The sequence below is a fragment of the Acinetobacter sp. AR2-3 genome (assembly GCF_001878775.1).
GTDB classification, from domain to species: domain Bacteria; phylum Pseudomonadota; class Gammaproteobacteria; order Pseudomonadales; family Moraxellaceae; genus Acinetobacter; species Acinetobacter lwoffii_D.
In genome coordinates this window covers 1-22,365 of sequence record NZ_MJIQ01000024.1, presented here as the reverse complement: position 1 = coordinate 22,365, position 22,365 = coordinate 1, and the positions used below count along the sequence as shown (strand labels likewise).

The following is a 22,365-nucleotide window of genomic DNA, read 5'->3' as shown; positions in this document are numbered from 1 at the left end:
AAAAATATGGAAAAAATGGTCGGGCTATCACCGTCGCAGTTTGGTGGAAACCAAGATGCATTGCATCAAATTATTAGGAGATAAGCTGACGGCAAGACATTTTCAAAGTCAGGTCAATGAAGTTCATGCGCGTGTGGCAGTTCTGAATAGATTTACGGAATTAGGTAGACCTCACACCCAAGTTGTCACTTAAATTTGAATGGATTGGGGAAAACTCAGCTTTTGAATCTTTATGCAACAAAGCCATTTACAACTGATGTCTAGTTTTTTAAGTAATTATACCGCATTAAAAAAAGTATCTATTTACCAATATTTTTGCTTAGGCTATTCACTATAAAAACTTAACCTATAGCTGCCAAAATTGCTGTAAATTGATAGAGTATTTCAACTGGCATGACGATAAGGCCTTCGGTTCAATCCATGAACCAGAATACCGCTAGGTTATGATCCATCACTATGACATGATCCCTCTCCTGCCCCGGATCACTTCACGGGCTGCTGTCAAAACCCCACATAAAACTTTTCAATCAGCTTTCGGGTCTTGACCAGCAAATTGCTAAACACGCTCTCCCGCTCAAACAGCTTAACCTTATAGTTTGGCAAGTCTTTCAGTTCTTCCTTCCGTGGTAAGCGTTTGGTGAACTCGTAATGCTGCAGAACATGCTTCATTGCCTCAGGTTTTAGATTTTCTTCTGCACAGAGGTGCTGATAAGCCTGTTCTTTTTCAGCATCCCAGAACTGAGCAAAGGCCGTTTGTACGCTCTGGCCATTGATCATCTTGGGCAGGTTTTCTTCAATAAACTTCTGGATCAGCTCCTGCTTGTCATACAGGGTGATTTCATTGCCGATCAGGTCATAGACCTGAGCTTCATACTTCTTACGTTTGTCTTCATCATCACTATTCACAGCCAGTTGTAGCAGGTTGATGATATAACCAACATTGATCCGGTCACTGTGCAGTAAGTCCAGCTGAAAATCGACATCGTCCAGTACCGACACTTTTTCTTTTTTAGTGGTCTTGCGTACATCACGACATAGATCGGCATACTTGGACGCAAAGTTGGCAAAATGCTGTTTATCTAATGCGGTTTGATCCTGGTCATATTCGATAAAAGTCTGCAGCTGGGCGTTATAGCGCATCACTTCCAAAAGGACATGAATTGTCGTGCTTAATTCACTTTATTTATCCATTAAAGCTCCCCAGACAGACCCATAGCCAAATTTTACCAGTGCATGCTCGGGCACAGACTGAAGCTGATCTCGATTAAAGCTCATGTAACTCCGCAAGGTCGCTGTGCTGAATATGCTTGAGTAGAAAAAGATTTAAAAAAATCAAGCCTATTTGTGCCGACATTTTACTTGGCTAATTTTTGCGTCATACGAACACAGTTCCGTCCATTATTTTTCGCTTCATACAGCTTATTGTCTGCCATTTTAAAAACCTGTTTGACGCTTACTGAATCTCTCGGACAGAATGCGATACCCACGGAAATGGTAATTTCTTCCATTCCCTCAATTTGACTCGCTTGCATACTCGTTCTGAGACGTTCTGCTGCATTGAAAGCAACCCGAATATCGGAGGTCATCATCAGTACGATAAACTCTTCCCCACCAGTGCGACAGCAGAGATCATGACTTCTGAAATTTTTCTGCATTAAAAAAGCCAATCGCTTTAAAACCTCATCTCCGCGGTCATGTCCATAGCTATCGTTGATCTTTTTAAAGAAATCAATATCGATAGCGAGTACCGCAAAATGAGTACCCGTACTGATTAATTCATCCAGAAGATATTGCATGCCACGACGGTTATAAAGGCCAGTCAAGGGGTCAATATTGATATGTTGGCGTAATTCTGAGATCTTGTTATTAAATGTTTTGGAGCTCAAAAGTAGCGAGGCCCTAAACTTGAATACCTCAAAATACCAGGGATCAACCTGACTGATTTTATCCTGAATATCATTTCGATTTAACATACTGGCCATTTTCGCCAAACGATTCAGCGGCGAAGAAATAAATAGCGACATCCGCCAGACGATAAAGAAAATAAACAGATAAAAGATAAATATGCCAATAGAAACTTTTAAAATTAATTCATTGGCCTGTTTAAGAAGTTCATCCGTAGGTTGCTGTGAAACCACAATCCAGTTCACACTGGGAACATGTGCAAAACCGGCCAGGTTATCAATCCCCAAGCTATTCGTTAGACGGACGGATCCTTTCTTGTTTTCATTGATATAGTCAAGACCAGTATTATTTACAATTTTTTCGCCAATCCGACTCGAATCTGGATGGAAGATAATACGGTTCTGCTGATCAATCACATACATATAACTTTTTTTGAAATCAAATTGATTGAACAGCATTTCACTGATTAAATTATTCTTCTGCAGATAAATCGTACCGCTGATAAAGCCCTTATAATTTTGATTCACATCGTAAATAGGCTGTGATATCAACACAACCAGATTTTTTTTGCTTGACCAATAGGGTGCCGAAATATACGCCTTTTTGCTTTTAAGTGATCCAACAATACCCGCTGTATTATAGGGCGTGTGGAATTTTAGGTCTAATGATACTGGTGCATAAGCAAGTATCTGATTTTGCTGGCCCACCATAAAAACACTGTTAAAGTTATTCGACTGGTTTTTGAGCCGTTTGACTTCAGCCTGTCGCAGTGGCGTATTGTAAAAGTTTTGCCCTAATTGCTGAGCACTATACTGCAACTCCTGCAACATATTACTGACATCACGATTCACCCCCATCGCAATCTTGGCTGCGTATTTTTCATTTATAGAGAGTGAATTCTGAATTAGTTGCTGTTTAACCACATAATTCAGAATAAACAGGCTAATCACAAATAAACAGGAAACGCTGAGGATCGTTGAAATCAGAATCAGCTTGCGTAAATTCAGATTCAAAGATAAAAGTATTTTATATAACAACTGAGCCCCCAGGTACCTTAGGTTGTATTACTCTATTTAATGTAACTTGAAATCCTCTCCGACCTAAATTGAAAAAAGCGCTGTAGCAAGTTGCTACAGCGCTTTAATTTTATTTTTTCAGCATTTTTTTCAGCAAATTTTCCAGCTCTTGTAAATTTTGCTCATCAAATTCACTCATTTTTAATGACACTTTTAAAATGTTGTGATCAAACTTGATATTCCCTGCGACTTTTCCATCATATTCAATTTTATGCACGATTGACGTTTTAATTGGCTCTTTGTTTTCTTTCGACTTTAAAATTTTTTCTGCCAATAAGGCCAGTTTTGTTTGCTCAACTTCTTTTTTCAGCAGTTTCGCCCAAGCTTCTAACAGTGCTTTTTTAGCATTACTGTAATTCTCTTCGTAATCTGAAAGAAACTTTTTCACAGCTGTGGCGGCAGTGCGTGCCAACAATGTCGGTTGTTGTTCTAAATCGGCAATCAGTTCTTTCGGTAATTTTTCGAAAGATAGATATTTATACATATCCTCTCGATTCATACCTAAGGATTTTGCCAATTTTTGCTTGTTCTTTTTTAATTTCTCATCCAGAGAACTCAGACCGACATAAATTTCATAATCTGTTAAGTCTTCCCGTTTTAAATTCTCTGCCAAGGTTAACAGTGCGACTTCTTCATCTGATGCATCGATGACAATCACTTCAATGGTGTTTTTATTGAGAATTTGATGCGCTTTCAAGCGTCGTTCACCGGCAATTAACTCATATTTGTCCTGTACTCGCCGAACTGCAATCGGTTGCAATAATCCAATCTCCTCAATTGAGGCCGCTAAATCTTCAATATCTTGCTGATTGAATATTTTTCGTGGCTGATTGGGACTAGGTTGAATGTCTGTAATTTGGACATTACGACGTAATTCTTTCACATCGTTGACATGCTCTTGCTGAGCTTGTTGATGCTTTTGAGTATTTTGCTGAAGACGTTGTGCCAACAATTCTTTTGTACTTACCATAGGATTCTCAGAGTGCCTTTATTCAACACGATCGATGATTTCTTTCGCTAAATCTTGGAACGCTTTACGAACTTTAGAATTTTTATCTACGCCCAATAATGGCTGTTGTAAAATTGCTGCTTGATTGACTTTTGTACTCATTGGAATGGTCGTTTTTAACAATTCGCCGACCTGACTTAAAGCTTCATCTCGTATCAGTTTACAGACGTTTTGACGTTCATCATGTTTAATCAGCAAAGCACCTAACAGTTTCAATTCGGGATTGACCCGTCTTATTTTACTTAAATGGTTAATTAAGTCAGTGACACCATATAGGCCATATTGTGAACCGGATTCAATCGGCACCATAACATGGGTAGATGCAGCCAAGGCATTACTGGTTAGAAGTTTTAGGCTTGGAGGACAGTCAATCAGGATGAAATCATATAATCCATTTAATAATTCCAACTTGTTAGACAGCTCTTCAGAGGGTCTTGGGGCATCATCTTTAAGTTGGTCTTCTGTTTTACCTAAAGTAAGTGAACCATAAATTAAAGAAACATTTTTAAAATTGGTTTCTTCTTGTAAGGCATCAGACAATAGGCTCAAATCACCTACCAGTAATTCAGCAGAAGTGGTTTCAACCTCACTCGGATGTCTTAATCCGATATGTAGACTTGCATTGGCTTGTGGATCTAAATCAATCACCAATACTTTATGCCCCAAGTCTGCTAGCTCTGCAGCCAGATGAACAACCGTGGTGGTCTTTCCGCAACCACCTTTATGGTTTGCTACAGCAATAATTTTAGTCGATTTATTTGTCATATCAGACCCCATTGGAATGATCCTAATATAGTGAAATTTGTAGCAAGTTGCTACACTTTTTTGAAGGATATTAAAATACCAATCAATATCGACTAACAGAGAAAACAAATCAAAGTTTTATATAAAATATAGCTAGCTAATTATAATTAGTATTAATTAATATAATTAAGTAATTATAATTAGGGCGTTTTTTTCTTTTTTAAAACAGTATCTTACGTCTTTAAAGGTGGAAGGTTTGTCACCGAAAAGTGGAAGGTTTGTCACTGAAAGGTGGAAGACTTGTCACTGAAAGGTGGAAGACTTGTCACTGAAAGGTGGAAGAGCTGTCACTGAAAGGTGGAAGACTTGTCACTATGGTGGAAGACTTGTCACTGGTTTAAAAAAAAACATGAAATTAAGTTATAAAATTATTTAAATTCAAAACTTTAATCTGTTGATAAGTTGGATGAACTGGCTTTAAAGGTGGAAGACTTGTCACGCTTGTTTTTCTACTTGTGGATAAGTTGTGTTTTTCCCTTGAAAATTGCAAAAAAAAGTCCGATTTAGTACTTGATTCTCTTTAAAGGTGGAAGCTTTGTCACTGAAAAGTGCTAAACCTAATGATTTTTTCACTTATAACGGTATTTTTGGCCACAAAAAAATGCAAAGAAAACGATTTAAGCTGCCTTCAGTTGATAAAAGTGGAAAGCTTGTCACTAATAAGTGGAAATATTTTTAAAGTTTCCACTTTAAGATTAAGGATTAGGCTAAATCTAAAAAAATGATGACATGCTTTCCACTCTTGGTCTTTAGCACATCCTTTTAAAGGAATAAGTACTTAAAATGAATCTGTAAGGTGAATATGTTGAATGTTATTCCACTTTTATGTATAAATAGGGGGGAATAACTTTTAATTTTTCACTTATGAGCGATTTTAACGAAAAACAAGAAATAGAATATTTACCTTATTGTATCGGCAATATTCGACAGAATGGAGTGGTGAGTACCAGTAACCGCTTAATTCGTCCTATTGAATTGTCTTCTAATGAATATAAGGCACTGCTTTATGCAATGGCAGTTGCAAACTATGGTGAAAAAAATAACCAAGATCGTGAAATTACCGAGCAAACCTATATCTATCTGCATAAAGAAGATCTGGGGGAATTGTTAGGACTCAATAAGAAGAATTCCATTAATGTGGCTATTGACCGGATTTATAGGGAACTTTCATCTCGGGTTGCCCATTTTGTAATTGAAGAGCCTGTAGATGACGTCAAGCGTAAAGTGAAAAAAGTCCATTCTGTGGTACCGATTATCCGGGAACTGCGCTGGGAAGATGATGCCAAAAATGCCTTGCAGATTCGCTTTACCAGTGAAGTGCTGCCTTACTTCACCCGTCTGGCCAGTGGGAATTTTACCACTTACCAGTTGAAAGATTTATTTGCTTTAGACTCTGTCACAAGTATGAGTTTATATTCTTATATTGTTAAAAATGAATTTAAGTACGCGAATCTCGACACCTATGAAGTTGAACTCACCTTAGAGAATTTAAAAGCGTTGATTGACATCGGTGAAAAAAAATATGACCGTTGGGTAGATTTTAGGCGTTATATTCTGGATAAAATTGTTGAAGAAATTAATACTAAAACCAGTCTGCAGCTAGAATATGACACCATTAAGAAAGGCCGTCCTATTGTGGGGGTGCGGTTTAAAATTGTGAGTGGACATACGGAAGCGGCTCTCCCGCAATTTAACGAGAAGACCCAAATCTATCTGGATGTAGATTTTGATGATAATGCCATCGTGAAAGAGCTGGGGGCAAAGTTCGATATGACCATACGTTCCTGGTATATCTATGCCAATGATCCGAATTATACGCAGTTTAGCAAGTGGTTTAAGACCGAAGGCTGTTTAACCGATTCTCAGGCAAATGTTATTGTGAACGATATTATGTTTCAAATGGATTTTGCTGTGGCCGGTGCATCCATGAATGATTTCAAGAAAGAGATGAAATATAAGCTCAAAAATGATCCGACTTTTGTTCAGGAAAATCGCGAGCGTTTGAATGAGATTTTTGGTAAAGAAATTATTTAAAAAGTGTAGCAAATTGCTACAGCGCATTGAAAATATTCCGGGTGAATGATTTGATTTTTGCATGTCTGACATTTGTCGAAAATAACTAGAGTATTTCTGGTACATCTTTTCAGTGAGATTAGCGGGCGCTCATTGGGAAAATGTCGCAGTTCGGACTTGCTACATCTTGTCTAAAATACAAGTGAAAATACCTAAATTCTGAATATATAAAAAGTGTAGTAAGTTGCTACACTTTTTTTCTTGGGGTCAAAAACCTACTATTATTCACGCCATAATCCCACGAAAAACTATGTCTTTTGCCACCTTCTTGCGATGGCATGATTGAAAATTTTAGGCGAAATCACTGGATTAATGAGTTCGTGATTTGGACTGTCATAATCATGCCCAAGTACAACAGCTACAAAAAAATCTGGAATATTGCCAATACCTTGAATGGCACCATAGAGGGAGAATAATTCCAGGATGACAAAAAACAGGCCTATCAGCACCTTTGCGGAGGGGGAGAATTTGAAGCCAGAGACGATAAAAAATGTACTGGAATATTAGGAGTTCTCCAAGCATTTGCTGCGCAAGGAAGAACTAAAAGACTCGCCAAATTATAAGGTGAAGCTGTTTGAATGGGATAATGTGTTTAATCATCTGCTGATTAGAACACGGCAGTTGATTGAAAAGTTTTATGTGGAGTTTTAAACGCAGCCCGTGATGTGATCCGGGACAGGATGGGATCATGTTACAGCAGTGAATGATTATCTGGAGGCATCTCAGTTCATGGATTTAACTGAAGGTATCAGCGCTTATGTCAGTTGAAAGACTCCTTCGATTTACAGGAATTTTGCCAGCCATATAGTGTCTAAAAGCAATCGATTGACTTATACCAACGGAAAAAGAAAGTAAATAGTAACAGCTCAAAGAGGCATGATGCCTCCTTATTTATTTTGTATGCTAAATAGCCTAAGTATGGCAGGCCATTACTCAAATAGAAGAAAAGATTCTAGCAGTGATTCAGTGCAATGACCGGGATTTATCATATAGAACGGAGCAAAAAGGGACTTGTGAAAGCGTACCAGTAATCACTTCTATTTTTTTGAGCTTATTTAACAACATCCTCAATTATTTTTTAAATTAAGTTGCACTCAGGTGGCAAGCTGACCATGCCAGAAATCTTTAGCTATCCGGCCTCACCGCATCTGGCATCTGAACTGGATCGGCGTTCAATCGATTTCGAAAAAATTCAGCAGGTAGCCACTATACTGGCCGAGCGTTATGACCGGGTTCTGCTTGAAGGAGCGGGTGGATTAATGGTGCCGCTGACCCGGGACATGCTGACGATCAATTATATTGCAGCGCATCACTATCCTGTCATTCTGGTGACTTCAGGCCGTCTGGGCAGTATTAATCATACTCTACTGAGTCTGGAGCTACTCAAACAACGTGAAGTCACGCTTTATGCTGTGGCATTTAACCATGCTGATGACCACCAGGATCAAACGATTGCGATGGATACCATTCAATATTTAAAGGAGTATCTGACCCGGTATTTTCCAACAGCCGTATGGCTGGATATCCCTAAGCTTGCATGTCACGCTTAGACACGCCGTACTTTATTTCAATGCTGAGCCCACCATAGGGTCGACGGGCATTGAAAGAGAGCTGATAGCCATATTGTTTTAACAGGTTGGCGGTCAATGCCAGTCCTAAACCATGGCCATGCTGCTGAGCAGATTTGCGCCAGAAGCGTTGTCCTAAATGTTGAATATCTTCGGCTGTCAGTTGTTGTCCATCATCTTCAATCACCAGGCAACCAGACTGCATGGAAATCCAGATCTGTTCAGCCTGTGCATGCAGCAGTGCATTCTCAAGCAGATTTTTCAGTACGGTATACAGCACAAATTCAGGCAGCTGAATTTCACCAAGGCTGTCCCAGTGCACCTGTATTTTTTCATTCATTTCTGGATAGCGTGTACCTAAGTCTGCAAGGACCTTCTCAAGAGTGGGGCGAAGCCAGATGGTCTCAGGCATTGCCTGGAGACTGTTTTCTGATTGGGTCAGCAATAAAAGCTGCTCGAGTAACAGCGTATAACGCCGGATACTCTCATTGGCCTGCTGCAAATTGTACTGAATTCCCAACCTTGGCAAGAGTCACCGACATAAAATACACTAAATGACATAATTGGTATTTTAATAAACTCTATATATAACAGTTATATAGGGTTTTATTTTGTGTGGTGTAATTTAAGGTAGGGTGGGGTACTTTGATTTTTGGTCACTAATTTATTGTGATAATCAACAATAATAACCAACATACACATGCTTAATCTAAAGGTATTTTACTGACTGGTATAATTTTATGATGAGAGGGGTGTTGCCTGGGGCTACGGTTTCTGTTTGGCCTTTTGGCGTAAGACGTACAAATATAAGCTTTCTACTTTTTCACGTGCCCATGGTGTGGTACGCAAGAATCGCAATGATGATTTAACACTTGGGTCTATGCAAAAACATCTAATTTCAATTTTACGACTTAAACCTACAGAATCAACAGCTACTTGGACACCAATTCTTATTTACTTGTTTGATGTCATTTTATGCCGTAAAATGGCATTAATGAGATTGAGAGGTGTTAAATGTCTACGCTAATAAAAAAAAGAGTTCAATATACTGTGGATGAGGCAATCTCAGAATCAGCAGAGTACGTCATTAAAAAAGTTGGGCTAACCCCTGCATCTGTTTTTAGTATGGTTATGGCTGAAATTGCCAAAACAGGTCGAATTCCTGTGAGCAATCAAGTAAGTGATGATGATTTTAATACAGCACAACTCATAGCACTTAGCCATAATATTCCGAGTGTAAAAGTATCCAATATAAAATCTGCTCAAGAGTTTTTAAATGATGATGGTGGATACTAATGGCTCAGGATTTGTATTGGGCTTACGTTGGTTTTACGGACATAGCAGATGGTAAAACTCGTCCTGTTTTATATATTCGACAAACAAAAAAAGACTACATCGTATTCCGTTTAAGCAGTCAATATGACAATAAATCTGACTTTATTAAAAGTAAATATATTGAAATTACAGATTGGAAATCGGTTGGACTAAGTAAAAAATCATGGATTGATACCGTACAGACATACCAGTTGCCAATTGATAAGACAAAATTAACTTACATTGGTAAACTTTCTAAAAATGACTATGAACGCTTAATTAATCATCTTAAAGAGCAATAATTGTTTATCCAACTAGCCGAATAATATATGTCCAAGTTAGTGAACCGTACCGGGTTTGTCGGAGACCACTTTTTACCTAATCTCCTTACAGAATTGGCAGAAACATTGTGGATGCCAGAATCTGAATTTTCGGTAACTCTCTGGCAGCCCTGCATTTAACTACCTAGCGCAATCCGATAATAAATAATAACAAACCCGCCGCGCAGTTGGCATACAGTAAGTAAAGAAGTGGTTGACTGTGATCATAAAAATAACATCTCAAGCCGGAGGGAAACTAGATGGCTAAGTATAGTGATATCAATAGTTTTAATACCTTAGAAACATTAACCGTCGGTTCAGAACACTATCAGATTTTCAACTTATCCAAATTGCAAGTGCAGTTGGGCGACCTGTCCCGGCTGCCAAAATCTTTAAAAGTCTTGCTGGAAAATTTACTGCGTTTTGAAGATCAGCTTACGGTGAAAACCGAGCATATTCATGCGCTGGCAGGGTGGTTAAACGACCGAACTTCAGAACAGGAAATCCAGTATCGTCCGGCACGGGTACTGATGCAGGATTTTACCGGTGTTCCCGCAGTGGTGGATCTTGCTGCGATGCGTGCAGCGGTGGCCAAAGCCGGCGGTGATCCGGAAAAAATTAATCCGCTGTCACCAGTGGATTTGATCATTGATCACTCGGTGATGGTCGACTACTTTGCCAGCCCGCAAGCTTTTGAGCAGAATGTCGCAATTGAGATGCAACGCAATGGTGAGCGCTACCAGTTCCTGCGATGGGGGCAGGCGGCGCTCAATCAGTTTCGCGTGGTACCGCCAGGAACCGGGATTTGCCACCAGGTCAATCTGGAATATCTGGCACAAGTGGTCTGGAGCAATGAGGTTGATGGGCAGCGCTTTGCCTTTCCTGATACCTTGGTCGGTACTGACTCACATACCACCATGATCAATGGCTTAGGCGTGTTAGGTTGGGGGGTAGGTGGTATCGAAGCGGAAGCGGCCATGCTGGGTCAACCGATCTCCATGCTGATTCCGGAAGTAATCGGCTTTAAGCTCACCGGTAAACTCAAAGAAGGGATTACAGCAACTGATCTGGTGCTGACCATTACCCAGATACTACGAAAAAAAGGCGTAGTTGGGAAATTTGTCGAATTTTATGGCGATGGTCTGGCCGATTTACCCTTGGCTGACCGTGCCACGATTGCCAATATGGCACCGGAGTATGGCGCTACCTGTGGCTTTTTCCCGGTCGATGAGGTGACGCTTTCCTATTTACGTTTAACTGGACGTCAGCCGGAAAGAATTGCCTTGGTAGAGGCCTATAGCAAGTTACAAGGATTATGGCGCAATCCGGGGGATGAACCCGTCTTTACAGATACGCTGGCTTTAGATATGTCGACGGTAGAAGCCAGTCTGGCGGGTCCGAAACGCCCACAGGATCGTGTACTATTGTCACAAGTGCCGAAAACCTTTGATGCCTTCATGGATCTGACCTTGAAACCGGTCAAAGAAGAAAAAGAGCGTCTGGAAAATGAAGGAGGGGGAGGTACGGCTGTTGAAGCAAAACAGGCCAACCTGCCCCATGAAAATGTTTTTTGTATGATTGAGGGTAAAAAATATCCGTTGCAGCATGGTGATGTGGTGATTTCAGCGATTACCTCCTGTACCAATACTTCGAATCCCAGTGTCATGTTGGCAGCAGGGCTATTGGCCAAAAAGGCAATCGAAAAAGGTTTGCAGCGGAAACCCTGGGTGAAAAGTTCACTGGCTCCAGGTTCCAAAGTAGTTACCGATTATCTCAATGCAGCAGGGTTGACGCCTTATTTGAATCAACTGGGTTATAACCTGGTAGGTTATGGTTGTACCACCTGTATTGGTAATTCGGGACCTTTACCTGAAGCGATTGAAGAAGCTGTGCAATGTTTCGATTTGAATGTAGCCTCAGTACTTTCCGGAAACCGTAACTTTGAAGGACGAGTGCATCCTTTGGTGAAAACCAACTGGTTAGCATCTCCACCCTTGGTGGTTGCCTATGGTTTGGTCGGGAATATTCGAACTGATCTCACTGCTGAACCCATAGGTGAAGGTTTTGATGGCCAAGCAGTTTATTTAAAAGATATCTGGCCGACACAGATGGAAATTGATGCCGCACTGCAGAACGTGAGTACCGAGATGTTTCATAAAGAATATGCGGAAGTGTTTGAAGGCGATGCCAAGTGGAAAGCGATCCAGATTCCACAAAGTCAAACCTATGCTTGGGATGAACAATCGACCTATATCCGACATCCCCCCTTTTTTGCAGAAATTGATCAGCCGGTGCGACCAATTCAGCAGATCAAACAGGCACGGATTTTGGCTTTATTGGGAGATTCAGTCACGACGGACCATATTTCCCCTGCAGGCAATATCAAAAAAGATAGTCCTGCCGGACGATATTTGCAGCAACAGGGGGTTGATGCAAAAGACTTTAACTCTTATGGATCCCGCCGTGGTAACCATGAAGTGATGATGCGAGGCACCTTTGCCAATATCCGCATCAAAAACGAAATGCTGGGTGGGGAGGAAGGTGGCAATACTCTGCATATTCCAAGTGCAGAAAAACTCTCGATTTATGATGCGGCAATGCGCTATCAGGCAGAACAAACCCCACTTGTGATTATTGCCGGGAAAGAATATGGCACTGGTTCTTCACGTGACTGGGCGGCCAAAGGTACCAACCTATTGGGGGTAAAAGCGGTGATTGCTGAAAGTTTTGAGCGGATTCACCGTTCTAATCTGGTCGGCATGGGGGTGTTACCTTTACAGTTTGTGGAGGATCAGAACCGGCAGATCTTGAACCTGACCGGGCATGAAACCCTATCAATTCTAGGCTTGTCAGATGATATTCATCCGCATCAAATGCTGGATGTAGAAGTGCAACATACCGATGGTACATATAGCCATTTTCAGGTGTTGTGTCGTATTGATACCTTGAATGAGGTGGAATACTTTAAGGCCGGTGGGATCTTGCACTATGTTTTACGCAATTTGCTCGTTTCCTAAATTGAATGATGAAAACCCGACACCGGCCACAATGCCGGCCAGTTAAGAATTGAGAAACTAAAATTATGCTCAATAAGAAATGAATTTAGATTTATTTATTTTAATCTGCAATCCAAATTTCCTTAACTGATTGGCATTAATCTTTTGATGGTCTTTTCATAATATAATGAGCCTGAATCAGGGTGAACGCGTTGGAAAGATCATGTCACATCTGTTTACGGTCCTTTGCAGAATGGCCACTCCTGTAAAAAATACTGGGGTTCCGAGTTTGGGCTTACATCCGTTCTTATATTTTTATAAGGACCAGCGTTTTCAGATTACTTCCTTTCTGGCATGGTTTGCTATTGTGTTTGAAATTCATGAAAGCCTGATGCAGATTCACCATCGAACCATTAGCTTTAAAGAGTTTACACGTGTCCGCCGTAGTATTGAGTTCTTGATTGCCAATTTTCCAGTGGCGACCACTGAAACGGCCGGTAAGTTCGGCAGTGGGATTAAAGGCTATGATCGGCTACAAATCGTTTATAAAGCCTTTATCTGTTTAAGCCTGGAAATGGATGTCGATTTTGAAGATGAAGAATGCCTGAGCACCTTTATTTTGTCGATGTAAAAGGCTTTCAAGTACATCAACTTTAATGAGTTTTATTCTGAAAGATTTTTGGGTAATTATGATGATGGGGTTGTAGAGCATGTAGTCGGATATGTTGAATTGATTAGCCCGATCTCTCGATCAAAGCCCAAGGCCTTTTCAGCATTAACCAAAAATTTGCTTAAGCACAATTTTCTGGTGGGTAATCATAACTTTTGCCCCATTTGTGATGGATTAATCTATCTCGATTCTACTGAATCGGATCATCGGATTGCCAAAGCCGCAGGTGGCCAAGGTGTGCTAGAAAATGGTCTGCTGGTTCATCCCATCTGTAATAGAATGAAATCAGATCTCAGCTTAGAAGAGATCAGAGCGGATTTGTTTGGTGAGTTATTGTATTAATCAGCAGGGCTATGAGCTTGTTTTCTCAAGTGTATTAATTAATGATAAATCACATGATTTAACTTTTGGGTGGTGTTTCAAAAAGTATGCTGAAAAAAAGCAGGTTGGATTTTGATAAAATAGAGAAATGCGAATAACTCTAGAAATCAAGTGTCCAGCCTGCCTAAGTGACAGTATAAAGAAAAATGGCACAAAAGTAGATGGTAAGCAAAATTACCAATGTAAAATATGCAGACGTCAATTTATTGGTGATCATGCTCTCAGTTATCAAGGCTGTCACTCAGGTATCAAAACCAAAATATTACACCTCATGGTGCGAGGCAGTGGTGTCAGGGATATAGCAGAAATTGAAAGAGTAAGTATCGGTAAAGTTCTACGGACACTTAGCCAATCAAAATATCAACTTCGAGCACAGCAAAGTCATTATGAAACCCTTGAAGTAGATGAGTTTTGGACTTTTGTTGGTCATAAGCAAAATAAACAATGGCTAATTTATGCCTATCATCGAGAAACAGGTGAAATTGTTGCTTATGTATGGGGTAACCGAGATTTAGCCACTGCAAAACGACTTAAATTAAAATTGAAGCAGTTAGGTGTAAGCTATACATGTATATCAAGTGACCATTGGGATAGCTTTGTTACGACCTTTAAAGAATGCAAACAGTTGATTGGTAAATTTTTCACTGTGGGTATAGAAGGCAATAATTGTCGATTACGGCATCGAATCAGGCGAGGCTTTAGGAGAAGCTGCAACTTCTCCAAAAAGCTTGAAAATCATTTCAAAGCCTTTGATTTAGTGTTCTTTTATATCAATAATGGATTCGTTTAATGCCAGCATACTTTTTGAAACACTACCCATTTTTCACCTATTAACCAATTAGAATTAAGTTTTAAGCAGCTAAGTAATTTTACAAATACTATATCCTCATTCTTTAAAGATCAAAAAAATTGCTTTTTTATCTAACTAAAAGGTGTCTACAAAATTGGTGGCTATTCACTATAAGTTATAGAAATTACTAGATGTTTCTTTAATTCTGTTCTTTTCTATTCATTCGACACATAAGCTCACGAATTACGTAAACCCTATATAAGTTTATTTTTTAAACACTCGGATGTCTTATTTCATACATTAATTTACAGCGATTTCTTGGCGCATAAGGCTCTAATAAAAGTGTTTTTTAATTCTTGGCAGCCTTGCTACGAGTCTGTTTAATGTTGAACTAGAAAGAGGAAATCCGCATGCGTGCTCTTACCTATCATGGTGCTCGGGATGTACGAGTTGAATCTGTTCCAGATCCAGTGATTCAGGAACCAGATGACGTTATTTTAAGGGTGACAGCCACCGCCATCTGTGGCTCAGATCTGCATTTATACCGGGGAAAAATCCCGGCCACTGAAGACGGTGATATTTTCGGCCATGAATTTATGGGAATTGTAGAAGAAGTCGGCCCACAAGTAACCGAAGTCAAAAAAGGTGATCGGGTAATTATTCCCTTTGTGATTGCATGCGGTCACTGTTTTTTCTGTGAACATGAACTAATGGCTGCCTGTGAAAATACCAATACCGGCCGTGGTGCAATTCTCAATAAAAAACAGATTCCACCAGGGGCAGCTTTATTTGGCTTTAGCCATCTGTATGGTGGTATACCGGGTGGTCAAGCTGAATATGTGCGGATCCCCAAGGGCAATGTCGGACCATTTAAAGTGCCAGGCTCCCTGCCTGATGAAAAAGTATTATTCCTGACCGATATTCTACCAACCGCCTGGCAAGCAGTGAACAATGCCCAAGTTGGTCGAGGTTCCAGTGTGGCGATTTATGGTGCTGGCCCAGTCGGTCTGCTGGCTGCTGCCTGTGCGCGGATGCTCGGTGCCGAGCAGATTTTTATGGTCGATCACCATCCTTATCGTCTGCGTTTCGCACATCAAACCTATGGAGTGATTCCGGTCAATTTTGATGAAGTCGATGCCGCTGAATTTATCATTCAAAATACCACGGGTTATCGTGGAGTCGATGCCGTCATTGATGCGGTCGGTTTTGAAGCTAAAGGCAGCATGCTGGAAACCGTAATGACCAACCTGAAATTAGAAGGTTCGAGTGGTTCAGCGTTAAGACAATGTATTGCAGCGGTCCGCCGCGGCGGTGTGGTGAGTGTACCTGGAGTTTATGCCGGTCCAATTCATGGCTTCCTGTTTGGTGATGCCTTTGACAAAGGTTTAACCTTTAAAATGGGACAAACCCATGTGCATAACTACTTGCCGCAGTTGCTAGAACATATTGAAAATGGAGATCTGTCTCCAGATCTGATTATTACCCATCGCATGAAACTGGAAGATGCTGCGGAAGGTTACCGTATTTTTGATAAAAAAGAAGAAGACTGTCGTAAAGTGATTCTGACGCCATAAATATGATTAAAGGAAAGCGCCATCAGGCGCTTTTTTATTTTTTATCATCATTTTATCAATCCTCTTTTTCTTGTTTTTAAGGGCTTTGTTGCACAAAGATTTGAAATGCAAAGCGCCCCTAATTGAGCCAAATTTAAGGCGTAACTTGGGTAAGTGGTCGACCTAATTCCGTAAATCTGTTAAGCACTGCTACACGTGCATGGATCTCATTCACTTGGCTATCAAAACTCCTTGCACTGAGTTTATCTCCTAATAATTTAATGCAGTGCATCTTAGTTTCAACCAAACTTCGCCGATGATAGCCTGACCATTTTTTCCATAGTGTCCTGCCTAAACGTTTAACTGTTCGAAGTAATTCATTTCGCTCTAGCGAGCTACTCTTTGTATCTTTCCATGGTTTCGCATTTTTTCTAGGTGGAATCACCGTATGCGCTTGCCGATCTGCAATGACCTGACGGCATTGCTTGGTGTCATAAGCTCCATCGGTATAAACAGAGTCAATCTGCTCATCTTGTGGAATCTGATCAAGTAAATCACCAAGCACCTGTGAATCACTGACATTATCGGTTGTAAGCTGAACTGCTCGTATTTGCAGGGTTTTGGCATCTATACTAATATGAAATTTACGCCATTGGCGACGATATTCAGGTCCATGTTTCTTGCGTTTCCATTCGCCCTCACCTAGAAACTTCATGCCTGTAGAGTCTATGAGTAGATGCAGCCCATCGCTACTTTTTTGGTAGCTGATTGCAATATCAATATGCTTTTGTCTTCTACAAAGCGTACTGTAATCTGGTGCTGTCCAATTTAATCCGCAAAGTTTAATCAGACTTTGCACAAAGCCAGTGACCATACGTAAAGACAGACGGAATAAGGATTTAATCATTAAGCAGCATTGGATGGCTGCGTCGGAGTAGGTTTGATTTCGCCCTTGTTTGCCTTTTGATGGAGCATACCATTGCGTAGCAGGATCAAACCAAATGGCAATATTTCCGCGACTCATGAGTGCTCGGTTATATGCGGGCCAATTGGTTGTGCGGTAGATTTTCTGTGTAGGCTTCTTCATTTGAAAATTATATCGCTGAAAAAGCCGTTACAGATAGGTTTGTGCAACAAAGCCCTTAGTTGAAAAAACTTTTAGATTTCATGCTCACACACCACCTAAAACAAAAAAATATCTGATTGATTTTACAGGCTTTTAATTTAAGGTTTTATTCTACCCACTCGCAATATCAACGTTTAGTATCACGACTCACTAACTCATTAACTAAATATGGAGCAGTACGACTATCTTGATTTTCTGTTATTTGTTTTGGTGTTCCTGCCACAACAATATTCCCACCAGCATTTCCAGCACCTGGTCCCACATCAATCACCCAATCTGCTTGTGCAACGGCACGCATATCATGCTCAATCATAACCACGGTATTACCCGCATCGACTAATCGCTGCAATTGAACTAACAATCGATCTACATCTGATGGATGCAAACCTGTAGTTGGCTCATCAAGTATATACAGTGTATTTCCACGCTGATTGCGTTGCAGCTCGGTCGCCAATTTAATACGTTGCGCTTCTCCACCAGATAGTTCAGTCGCTGGTTGCCCTAAACGTAAATAACCAAGGCCAATTTCCTTTAATAATTGTAGTGAACGAGCAATCGAGACCTCTCCATCAAAAAAATCACGTGCTTCATTGACGGTCATTCCTAATACTTCAGCAATATTACGTCCATTCCAGCGAATTTTCAGAGTGTCATCATTATATCGAGCACCATGACATGTCGGACAAGGGGCATATACACTTGGCATAAACAATAATTCTACACTGACAAAGCCTTCACCTTCACAAGTTTCACATCGCCCTTTAGCCACATTAAACGAAAAACGTCCAGCATCATAATGAGCTTGGCGAGCTTCAGGAGTCCCAGCAAATAACTTTCTAACATGATCAAATAAACCCGTATAAGTTGCCAGATTAGAACGTGGAGTACGGCCAATTGGTTTTTGATCAACCTGTACCAGACGCTGTATAGCCTCCACATCACCAGCCAGAGAACCCTGTGTAACCTCGGTAACCAACATTCCTTCATTTAAAGGATTATTTTCATTATTGTTTTCAGTTTCAGATTCATTGCCTAAATATGAAAGTACTAACTCGGGTAAAGCTTGAGAAACGAGACTAGATTTACCTGAACCTGAAATACCTGTAACTGCTGTAAGTACACCAAGAGGTATACGAGCATCAATATTATGCAGGTTATGTCGGTAAATATTGTTAAGTTCAAGCCAACCAGAGGGTGTACGTCCATAACTTTGAGTAACTGGGATTTTATTAAATAAATAACTTGCAGTACGTGAAGCTGAAATCTCACTTAAACCCTGAGGTACTCCACTATATAAAATATTACCACCTTGCTCTCCTGCATCTGGTCCAACATCCACTAACCATTGAGCACGACGCATGAGCTCTAAATCATGCTCTACAACAAATACGGAGTTTCCAGCGTCTCTTAATTTATCGAGAGAATCATATAATGACTGACTATCTGAAGGATGTAATCCAGCAGACGGTTCATCCAGTACATAAACTACACCAAATAGCATAGAACTTAATTGTGTTGCTAAACGCAAACGTTGTAACTCTCCCGCTGAAAGAGTCGGTGTGGCTCTATCTAATGTTAGATAACCAAGACCTAACTGGCGTAATTGATTTAAACGCCCCACCACACCATTTGCTAAACGCTGCGCAGCAATTTTCTTTTCATCTGAAAGTGCTGACGTACGTCTTACATCTGGAGATACAGAATGCACTGCTCTACCTGTTGTTGCTCGTTCGGATCTATCAAGTTGGGTTACTTTATTATTAGTCTTTTCTCCAGCATCATGAGCGTCGAAATTGCCAAGAACAATGGGCTCAAGCAGGCAAGTTAACTTATCCAAAGAAAGTTGCATAAACTCACCAATATCTACTCCAGCAAAGGTAATAGATAAGGCTTCTGGTTTAAGGCGTTTACCATGACAGGAAGGGCATATTTTTCCTTCCATAAAACGTGAAACACGTTTTTTCATCAACGTACTTTGGGTATTAGCAAAAGTATGAAGGACATAGCGACGAGCACCAGTGAAAGTGCCCATATAGCTGGGTTCTAGTTTACGTTTAAGTGCAGATTGAGTCTCAGCGGGGCTTAAACCAGCATAGACAGGAACTGTTGGGGTTTCTTCAGTAAATAAAATCCAGTCTCTATCCGATTGCGGTAAATCTTTCCATGGTCGATCGACATCATACCCTAGGGTTACTAGGATATCGCGTAAGTTTTGCCCGTGCCAAGCAGGTGGCCATGATGCGATAGCTCTCTCACGAATACTGAGTGTTGGGTCAGGAACCATTGTCGATTCTGTAACTTCATAAATGTGACCTAAACCATGACAGGTAGGACAAGCACCTTGAGGAGTGTTCGGTGAAAAGTCCTCGGCATATAACATTGGCTGATCGGCAGGATATGCACCAGCACGCGAATAAATCATTCGCACGAGACTTGATAAAGTTGTTACACTTCCAACAGAAGAACGGGTATTACTTGCACCACGTTGTTGTTGCAATGCTACTGCTGGTGGTAGACCATCAATAGCATCAACATCTGGTACTCCGGCCTGATCTATTAAGCGTCTTGCATAAGGTGCAACAGATTCGAAATATCTTCTTTGTGCTTCAGCAAAAATAGTTCCAAAAGCAAGTGATGATTTTCCTGAACCCGATACACCTGAGAAAACAACAAGTGCATTTCTTGGGATAGAAACATCTACATCCTTAAGGTTATGCTCACGTGCACCTCGAACTTCAATACAATTATTAGATAAAGTAATGTTATTGTGTTCACCAAAAGAATGTATTTTCATGTTTCTACGAGCCTGTAAATTATTTTGTGTAAGTCTCATTTTTTATAAATGATCTTTTAATCGATCATCGAACTGAATCGTAAACCAATTCATTGCTAAACGCCAATTTTGAATTGGCATGGTCCATTTTTTAGCAGCATTTGAAGTTGCTAAATAAATGACCTTTTTCACTGAATCATCAGAAGAGAAGATCTTTCTCTTTTTAGTTGAATGGCGGATCACGCTATTCAATGATTCAATTGCATTTGTTGTATAAATCGCATGACGTATTTCAGCAGGATAGCTAAAGATCGTTCGGATATTTTCCCAATTTGCCCGCCAGGATTCTCCAATTTTTGAATACTGGTGATTCCATTGATCGCAGAAGATATCTAGGGGCTTTAAAGCATTTTCCTCTGTACTTGCCTGATAGATCGCCTTCAATCCTGCTGTTACAGCTTTGTAGTCCTTCCAGCTCACAAATCTCAGGCTATTGCGTACAACATGTACGATACACAGCTGGATATCAGTATGAGGGTAGACAGAGGCTATCGCATCAGGAAAGCCTTTTAGTCCTGAGAAGCGCTGCTTCGCAAGGCAGGCTACAAGAATATCTTGCACTCCTCGATTTTTAAGCTCTGTCATGACTGACAGCCAGAATTTGGAACCTTCTGTTTGAGCAAGCCACATGCCAAGAAGTTCTTTTTGGCCATCCAGGTTAATGCCTAATGCTAAATAAACTGATTTATTGATTACTGTTGAATGCTGACGAACCTTAACAACAATGCAATCTAAATAGACAACAGGATAAAGACTATCGAGTGTTCTATTTTGCCATTCTGTCACTTGTTCAATGACAGCATCCGTCACCTTACTAATAAGGGAGGCAGATACATCGGCATCGTACATTTCTTTAAAAAAGCAACAATTTCTCTATTTGTCATTCCTTTCGCATATAGCGAAAGAATTTGATCATCCATGCTAGTAATGCGTGTTTGATGCTTCTTAATAATCTGTGGTTCAAAAGAGCCATCACGATCACGAGGGATATCTAAAGCAAGCTGCCCATCTTGTGTTAGAACTGTTTTGGAGCTAAAACCATTACGTGCATTAGATCCTTTCTTAGGTTGATGCTTTTCATAGCCTAAATGTTCAGAAAGCTCAGTATTCAGAGCGGTTTCGATCATGAACTTTTTAAATATGGCTGTCATTTGGTTTAAATCTTCAGGAGTTTTTAAACCTTTAGCTAATTCAGCTGCCATACTTTTGATTGTAGCTTCATCCATGTGAAGTACCTCTTTTTATTATCCTCAGTAGGATAAATGAAAATTAAGTACTTACACAAAATTTAGAACAGTCCCACAACTCATTTTGTTGAACTATATCTGTACAACAACTCTACCTCGAATTTTTCCATCTAAAATTTCATTTGAAATATTTAAAGCATCTGTTAACTGAATTTCAGTCGTTACTGTTTCTAATTTTGTTTGATCTAATTCTGTAGCCAAACGTTCCCATGCTTCTTTTCTTAATTCGATTGGTGCCATCACGCTATCAATTCCATATAAGGTAATCCCTCTTAGAATAAATGGAGCAACTGTTGCTGGAAAATCCATTCCGCCTGCCAAACCACACGCAGCAACTGCACCACGATATTTTGTACTAGCACATGCATTGGCTAAAGTATGGCTTCCAACAGTATCAATTACGCCAGCCCAAACTTCTTTGTTTAATGGCTTTCCTGGGGAAGATAATTCAATACGATCAATAATTTCACTCGCCCCTAGATAGGTTAAATATTCTGACTCTTGAGGTCGACCAGTCGAAGCTGTAATCTCATAACCAAGATGATTCAAAATAAGGCACTGTTGCAAATAGGCTGACATGATAAGCTAAATATCTTATTTATTTCGAGATACAGCAGATGAATCCCTTCCACGGTCGGCACTTTCAAGGTGAAATCATTCTTTGGGCTGTTCGTTGGTATTGTAAATATGGCATCAGCTA

General features: G+C 40.2%; 11 protein-coding genes and 10 pseudogenes. 11 read left to right on the top strand and 10 right to left on the bottom strand.

What is annotated here, in order from left to right; genetic code table 11:
• A pseudogene (locus tag BFN00_RS02715) lies at positions 1-193 on the top strand (IS5/IS1182 family transposase); the annotation flags it as partial.
• A 308-nt stretch (positions 194-501) separates the two neighbouring features.
• On the opposite strand, the pseudogene BFN00_RS02710 reads toward BFN00_RS02715, so the two are convergent.
• The 4 genes and pseudogenes from BFN00_RS02710 to BFN00_RS02695 form a co-directional block, all read right to left on the bottom strand.
• Positions 502-1,161 (bottom strand): annotated as a pseudogene (locus BFN00_RS02710) (type I restriction endonuclease subunit R, EcoR124 family); the annotation flags it as partial.
• A 194-nt stretch (positions 1,162-1,355) separates the two neighbouring features.
• Positions 1,356-2,942, bottom strand: a complete 1,587-nt coding sequence (locus tag BFN00_RS02705) for a sensor domain-containing diguanylate cyclase (RefSeq protein WP_071850381.1) — start codon at positions 2,940-2,942, stop codon at positions 1,356-1,358.
• A 109-nt stretch (positions 2,943-3,051) separates the two neighbouring features.
• Positions 3,052-3,951 (bottom strand): ParB/RepB/Spo0J family partition protein, encoded by a 900-nt coding sequence (locus BFN00_RS02700; RefSeq protein ID WP_005093722.1) that lies wholly within the window; start codon positions 3,949-3,951, stop codon positions 3,052-3,054.
• An 18-nt stretch (positions 3,952-3,969) separates the two neighbouring features.
• Positions 3,970-4,755 carry a ParA family protein gene (locus BFN00_RS02695; protein WP_071850382.1) on the bottom strand — a complete coding sequence of 262 codons (786 nt, stop codon included), beginning with the start codon at positions 4,753-4,755 and terminating at the stop codon, positions 3,970-3,972.
• Positions 4,756-5,658: 903 nt separating this feature from the next.
• Here BFN00_RS02695 and BFN00_RS02690 point away from each other — a divergent pair.
• From BFN00_RS02690 to bioD, 3 genes and pseudogenes are all read left to right on the top strand, one after another.
• A complete protein-coding gene (locus tag BFN00_RS02690) occupies positions 5,659-6,828 on the top strand; it encodes a replication initiation protein (protein ID WP_071850380.1) in 1,170 nt (389 codons plus the stop codon).
• Between the two features lie 464 nt (positions 6,829-7,292).
• Positions 7,293-7,518: pseudogene (locus BFN00_RS16110) on the top strand (hypothetical protein); the annotation flags it as partial.
• 452 nt (positions 7,519-7,970) lie between these two features.
• Positions 7,971-8,417, top strand: a pseudogene (gene bioD, locus BFN00_RS02680) (dethiobiotin synthase); the annotation flags it as partial.
• On the opposite strand, the pseudogene BFN00_RS02675 reads toward bioD, so the two are convergent.
• Positions 8,395-8,949 (bottom strand): annotated as a pseudogene (locus BFN00_RS02675) (sensor histidine kinase); the annotation flags it as partial. The pseudogenes bioD and BFN00_RS02675 sit on opposite strands and share 23 nt — an antisense overlap.
• Before the next feature lie 251 nt (positions 8,950-9,200).
• Positions 9,201-9,353 (bottom strand): annotated as a pseudogene (locus tag BFN00_RS02670) (VF530 family DNA-binding protein); the annotation flags it as partial.
• 96 nt (positions 9,354-9,449) lie between these two features.
• Between BFN00_RS02670 and BFN00_RS02665 the strand changes: the two are divergent.
• The 6 genes and pseudogenes from BFN00_RS02665 (at position 9,450) to BFN00_RS02640 (ending at position 16,480) form a co-directional block, all read left to right on the top strand.
• Positions 9,450-9,731, top strand: coding sequence for a type II toxin-antitoxin system RelB/DinJ family antitoxin (locus BFN00_RS02665; RefSeq protein ID WP_071850378.1), 282 nt, complete (start codon positions 9,450-9,452; stop codon positions 9,729-9,731).
• Entirely contained in the window at positions 9,731-10,051 is a 321-nt protein-coding gene (locus BFN00_RS02660; protein WP_071850377.1) for a type II toxin-antitoxin system PemK/MazF family toxin, read from the top strand. Before BFN00_RS02665 ends, BFN00_RS02660 begins: the two co-directional genes overlap by 1 nt.
• 278 nt (positions 10,052-10,329) lie before the next feature.
• Positions 10,330-13,086, top strand: a complete 2,757-nt coding sequence (gene acnA / locus BFN00_RS02655) for an aconitate hydratase AcnA (RefSeq protein ID WP_071850376.1) — start codon at positions 10,330-10,332, stop codon at positions 13,084-13,086.
• Between the two features lie 157 nt (positions 13,087-13,243).
• A pseudogene (locus tag BFN00_RS16295) lies at positions 13,244-14,077 on the top strand (HNH endonuclease signature motif containing protein); the annotation flags it as partial.
• 127 nt (positions 14,078-14,204) lie between these two features.
• Positions 14,205-14,906 carry an IS1 family transposase gene (locus tag BFN00_RS02645; RefSeq protein ID WP_004282341.1) on the top strand — a complete coding sequence of 234 codons (702 nt, stop codon included), beginning with the start codon at positions 14,205-14,207 and terminating at the stop codon, positions 14,904-14,906.
• Between the two features lie 410 nt (positions 14,907-15,316).
• Positions 15,317-16,480 (top strand): zinc-dependent alcohol dehydrogenase, encoded by a 1,164-nt coding sequence (locus BFN00_RS02640; RefSeq protein ID WP_004897278.1) that lies wholly within the window; start codon positions 15,317-15,319, stop codon positions 16,478-16,480.
• A gap of 133 nt (positions 16,481-16,613) precedes the next feature.
• Here the strand turns inward: BFN00_RS02640 and BFN00_RS02635 are convergent, their stop codons facing one another.
• The 4 genes and pseudogenes from BFN00_RS02635 to BFN00_RS02620 all read right to left on the bottom strand — a co-directional run.
• Complete coding sequence (locus tag BFN00_RS02635; RefSeq protein ID WP_082180543.1) at positions 16,614-17,546, bottom strand: IS5 family transposase; 933 nt, start codon at positions 17,544-17,546, stop codon at positions 16,614-16,616.
• Positions 17,547-17,712: 166 nt separating this feature from the next.
• Positions 17,713-20,379: an excinuclease ABC subunit UvrA gene (locus BFN00_RS02630; protein ID WP_004979617.1), complete on the bottom strand. Its 2,667-nt coding sequence runs from the start codon at positions 20,377-20,379 to the stop codon at positions 17,713-17,715.
• Positions 20,380-20,421: 42 nt separating this feature from the next.
• Positions 20,422-21,644, bottom strand: a pseudogene (locus BFN00_RS02625) (IS256 family transposase).
• Between the two features lie 93 nt (positions 21,645-21,737).
• Positions 21,738-22,220: pseudogene (locus BFN00_RS02620) on the bottom strand (zinc-binding dehydrogenase); the annotation flags it as partial.
• A 62-nt stretch (positions 22,221-22,282) separates the two neighbouring features.
• On the opposite strand from BFN00_RS02620, the pseudogene BFN00_RS15770 reads away from it, so the two are divergent.
• A pseudogene (locus tag BFN00_RS15770) lies at positions 22,283-22,365 on the top strand (IS6 family transposase); the annotation flags it as partial.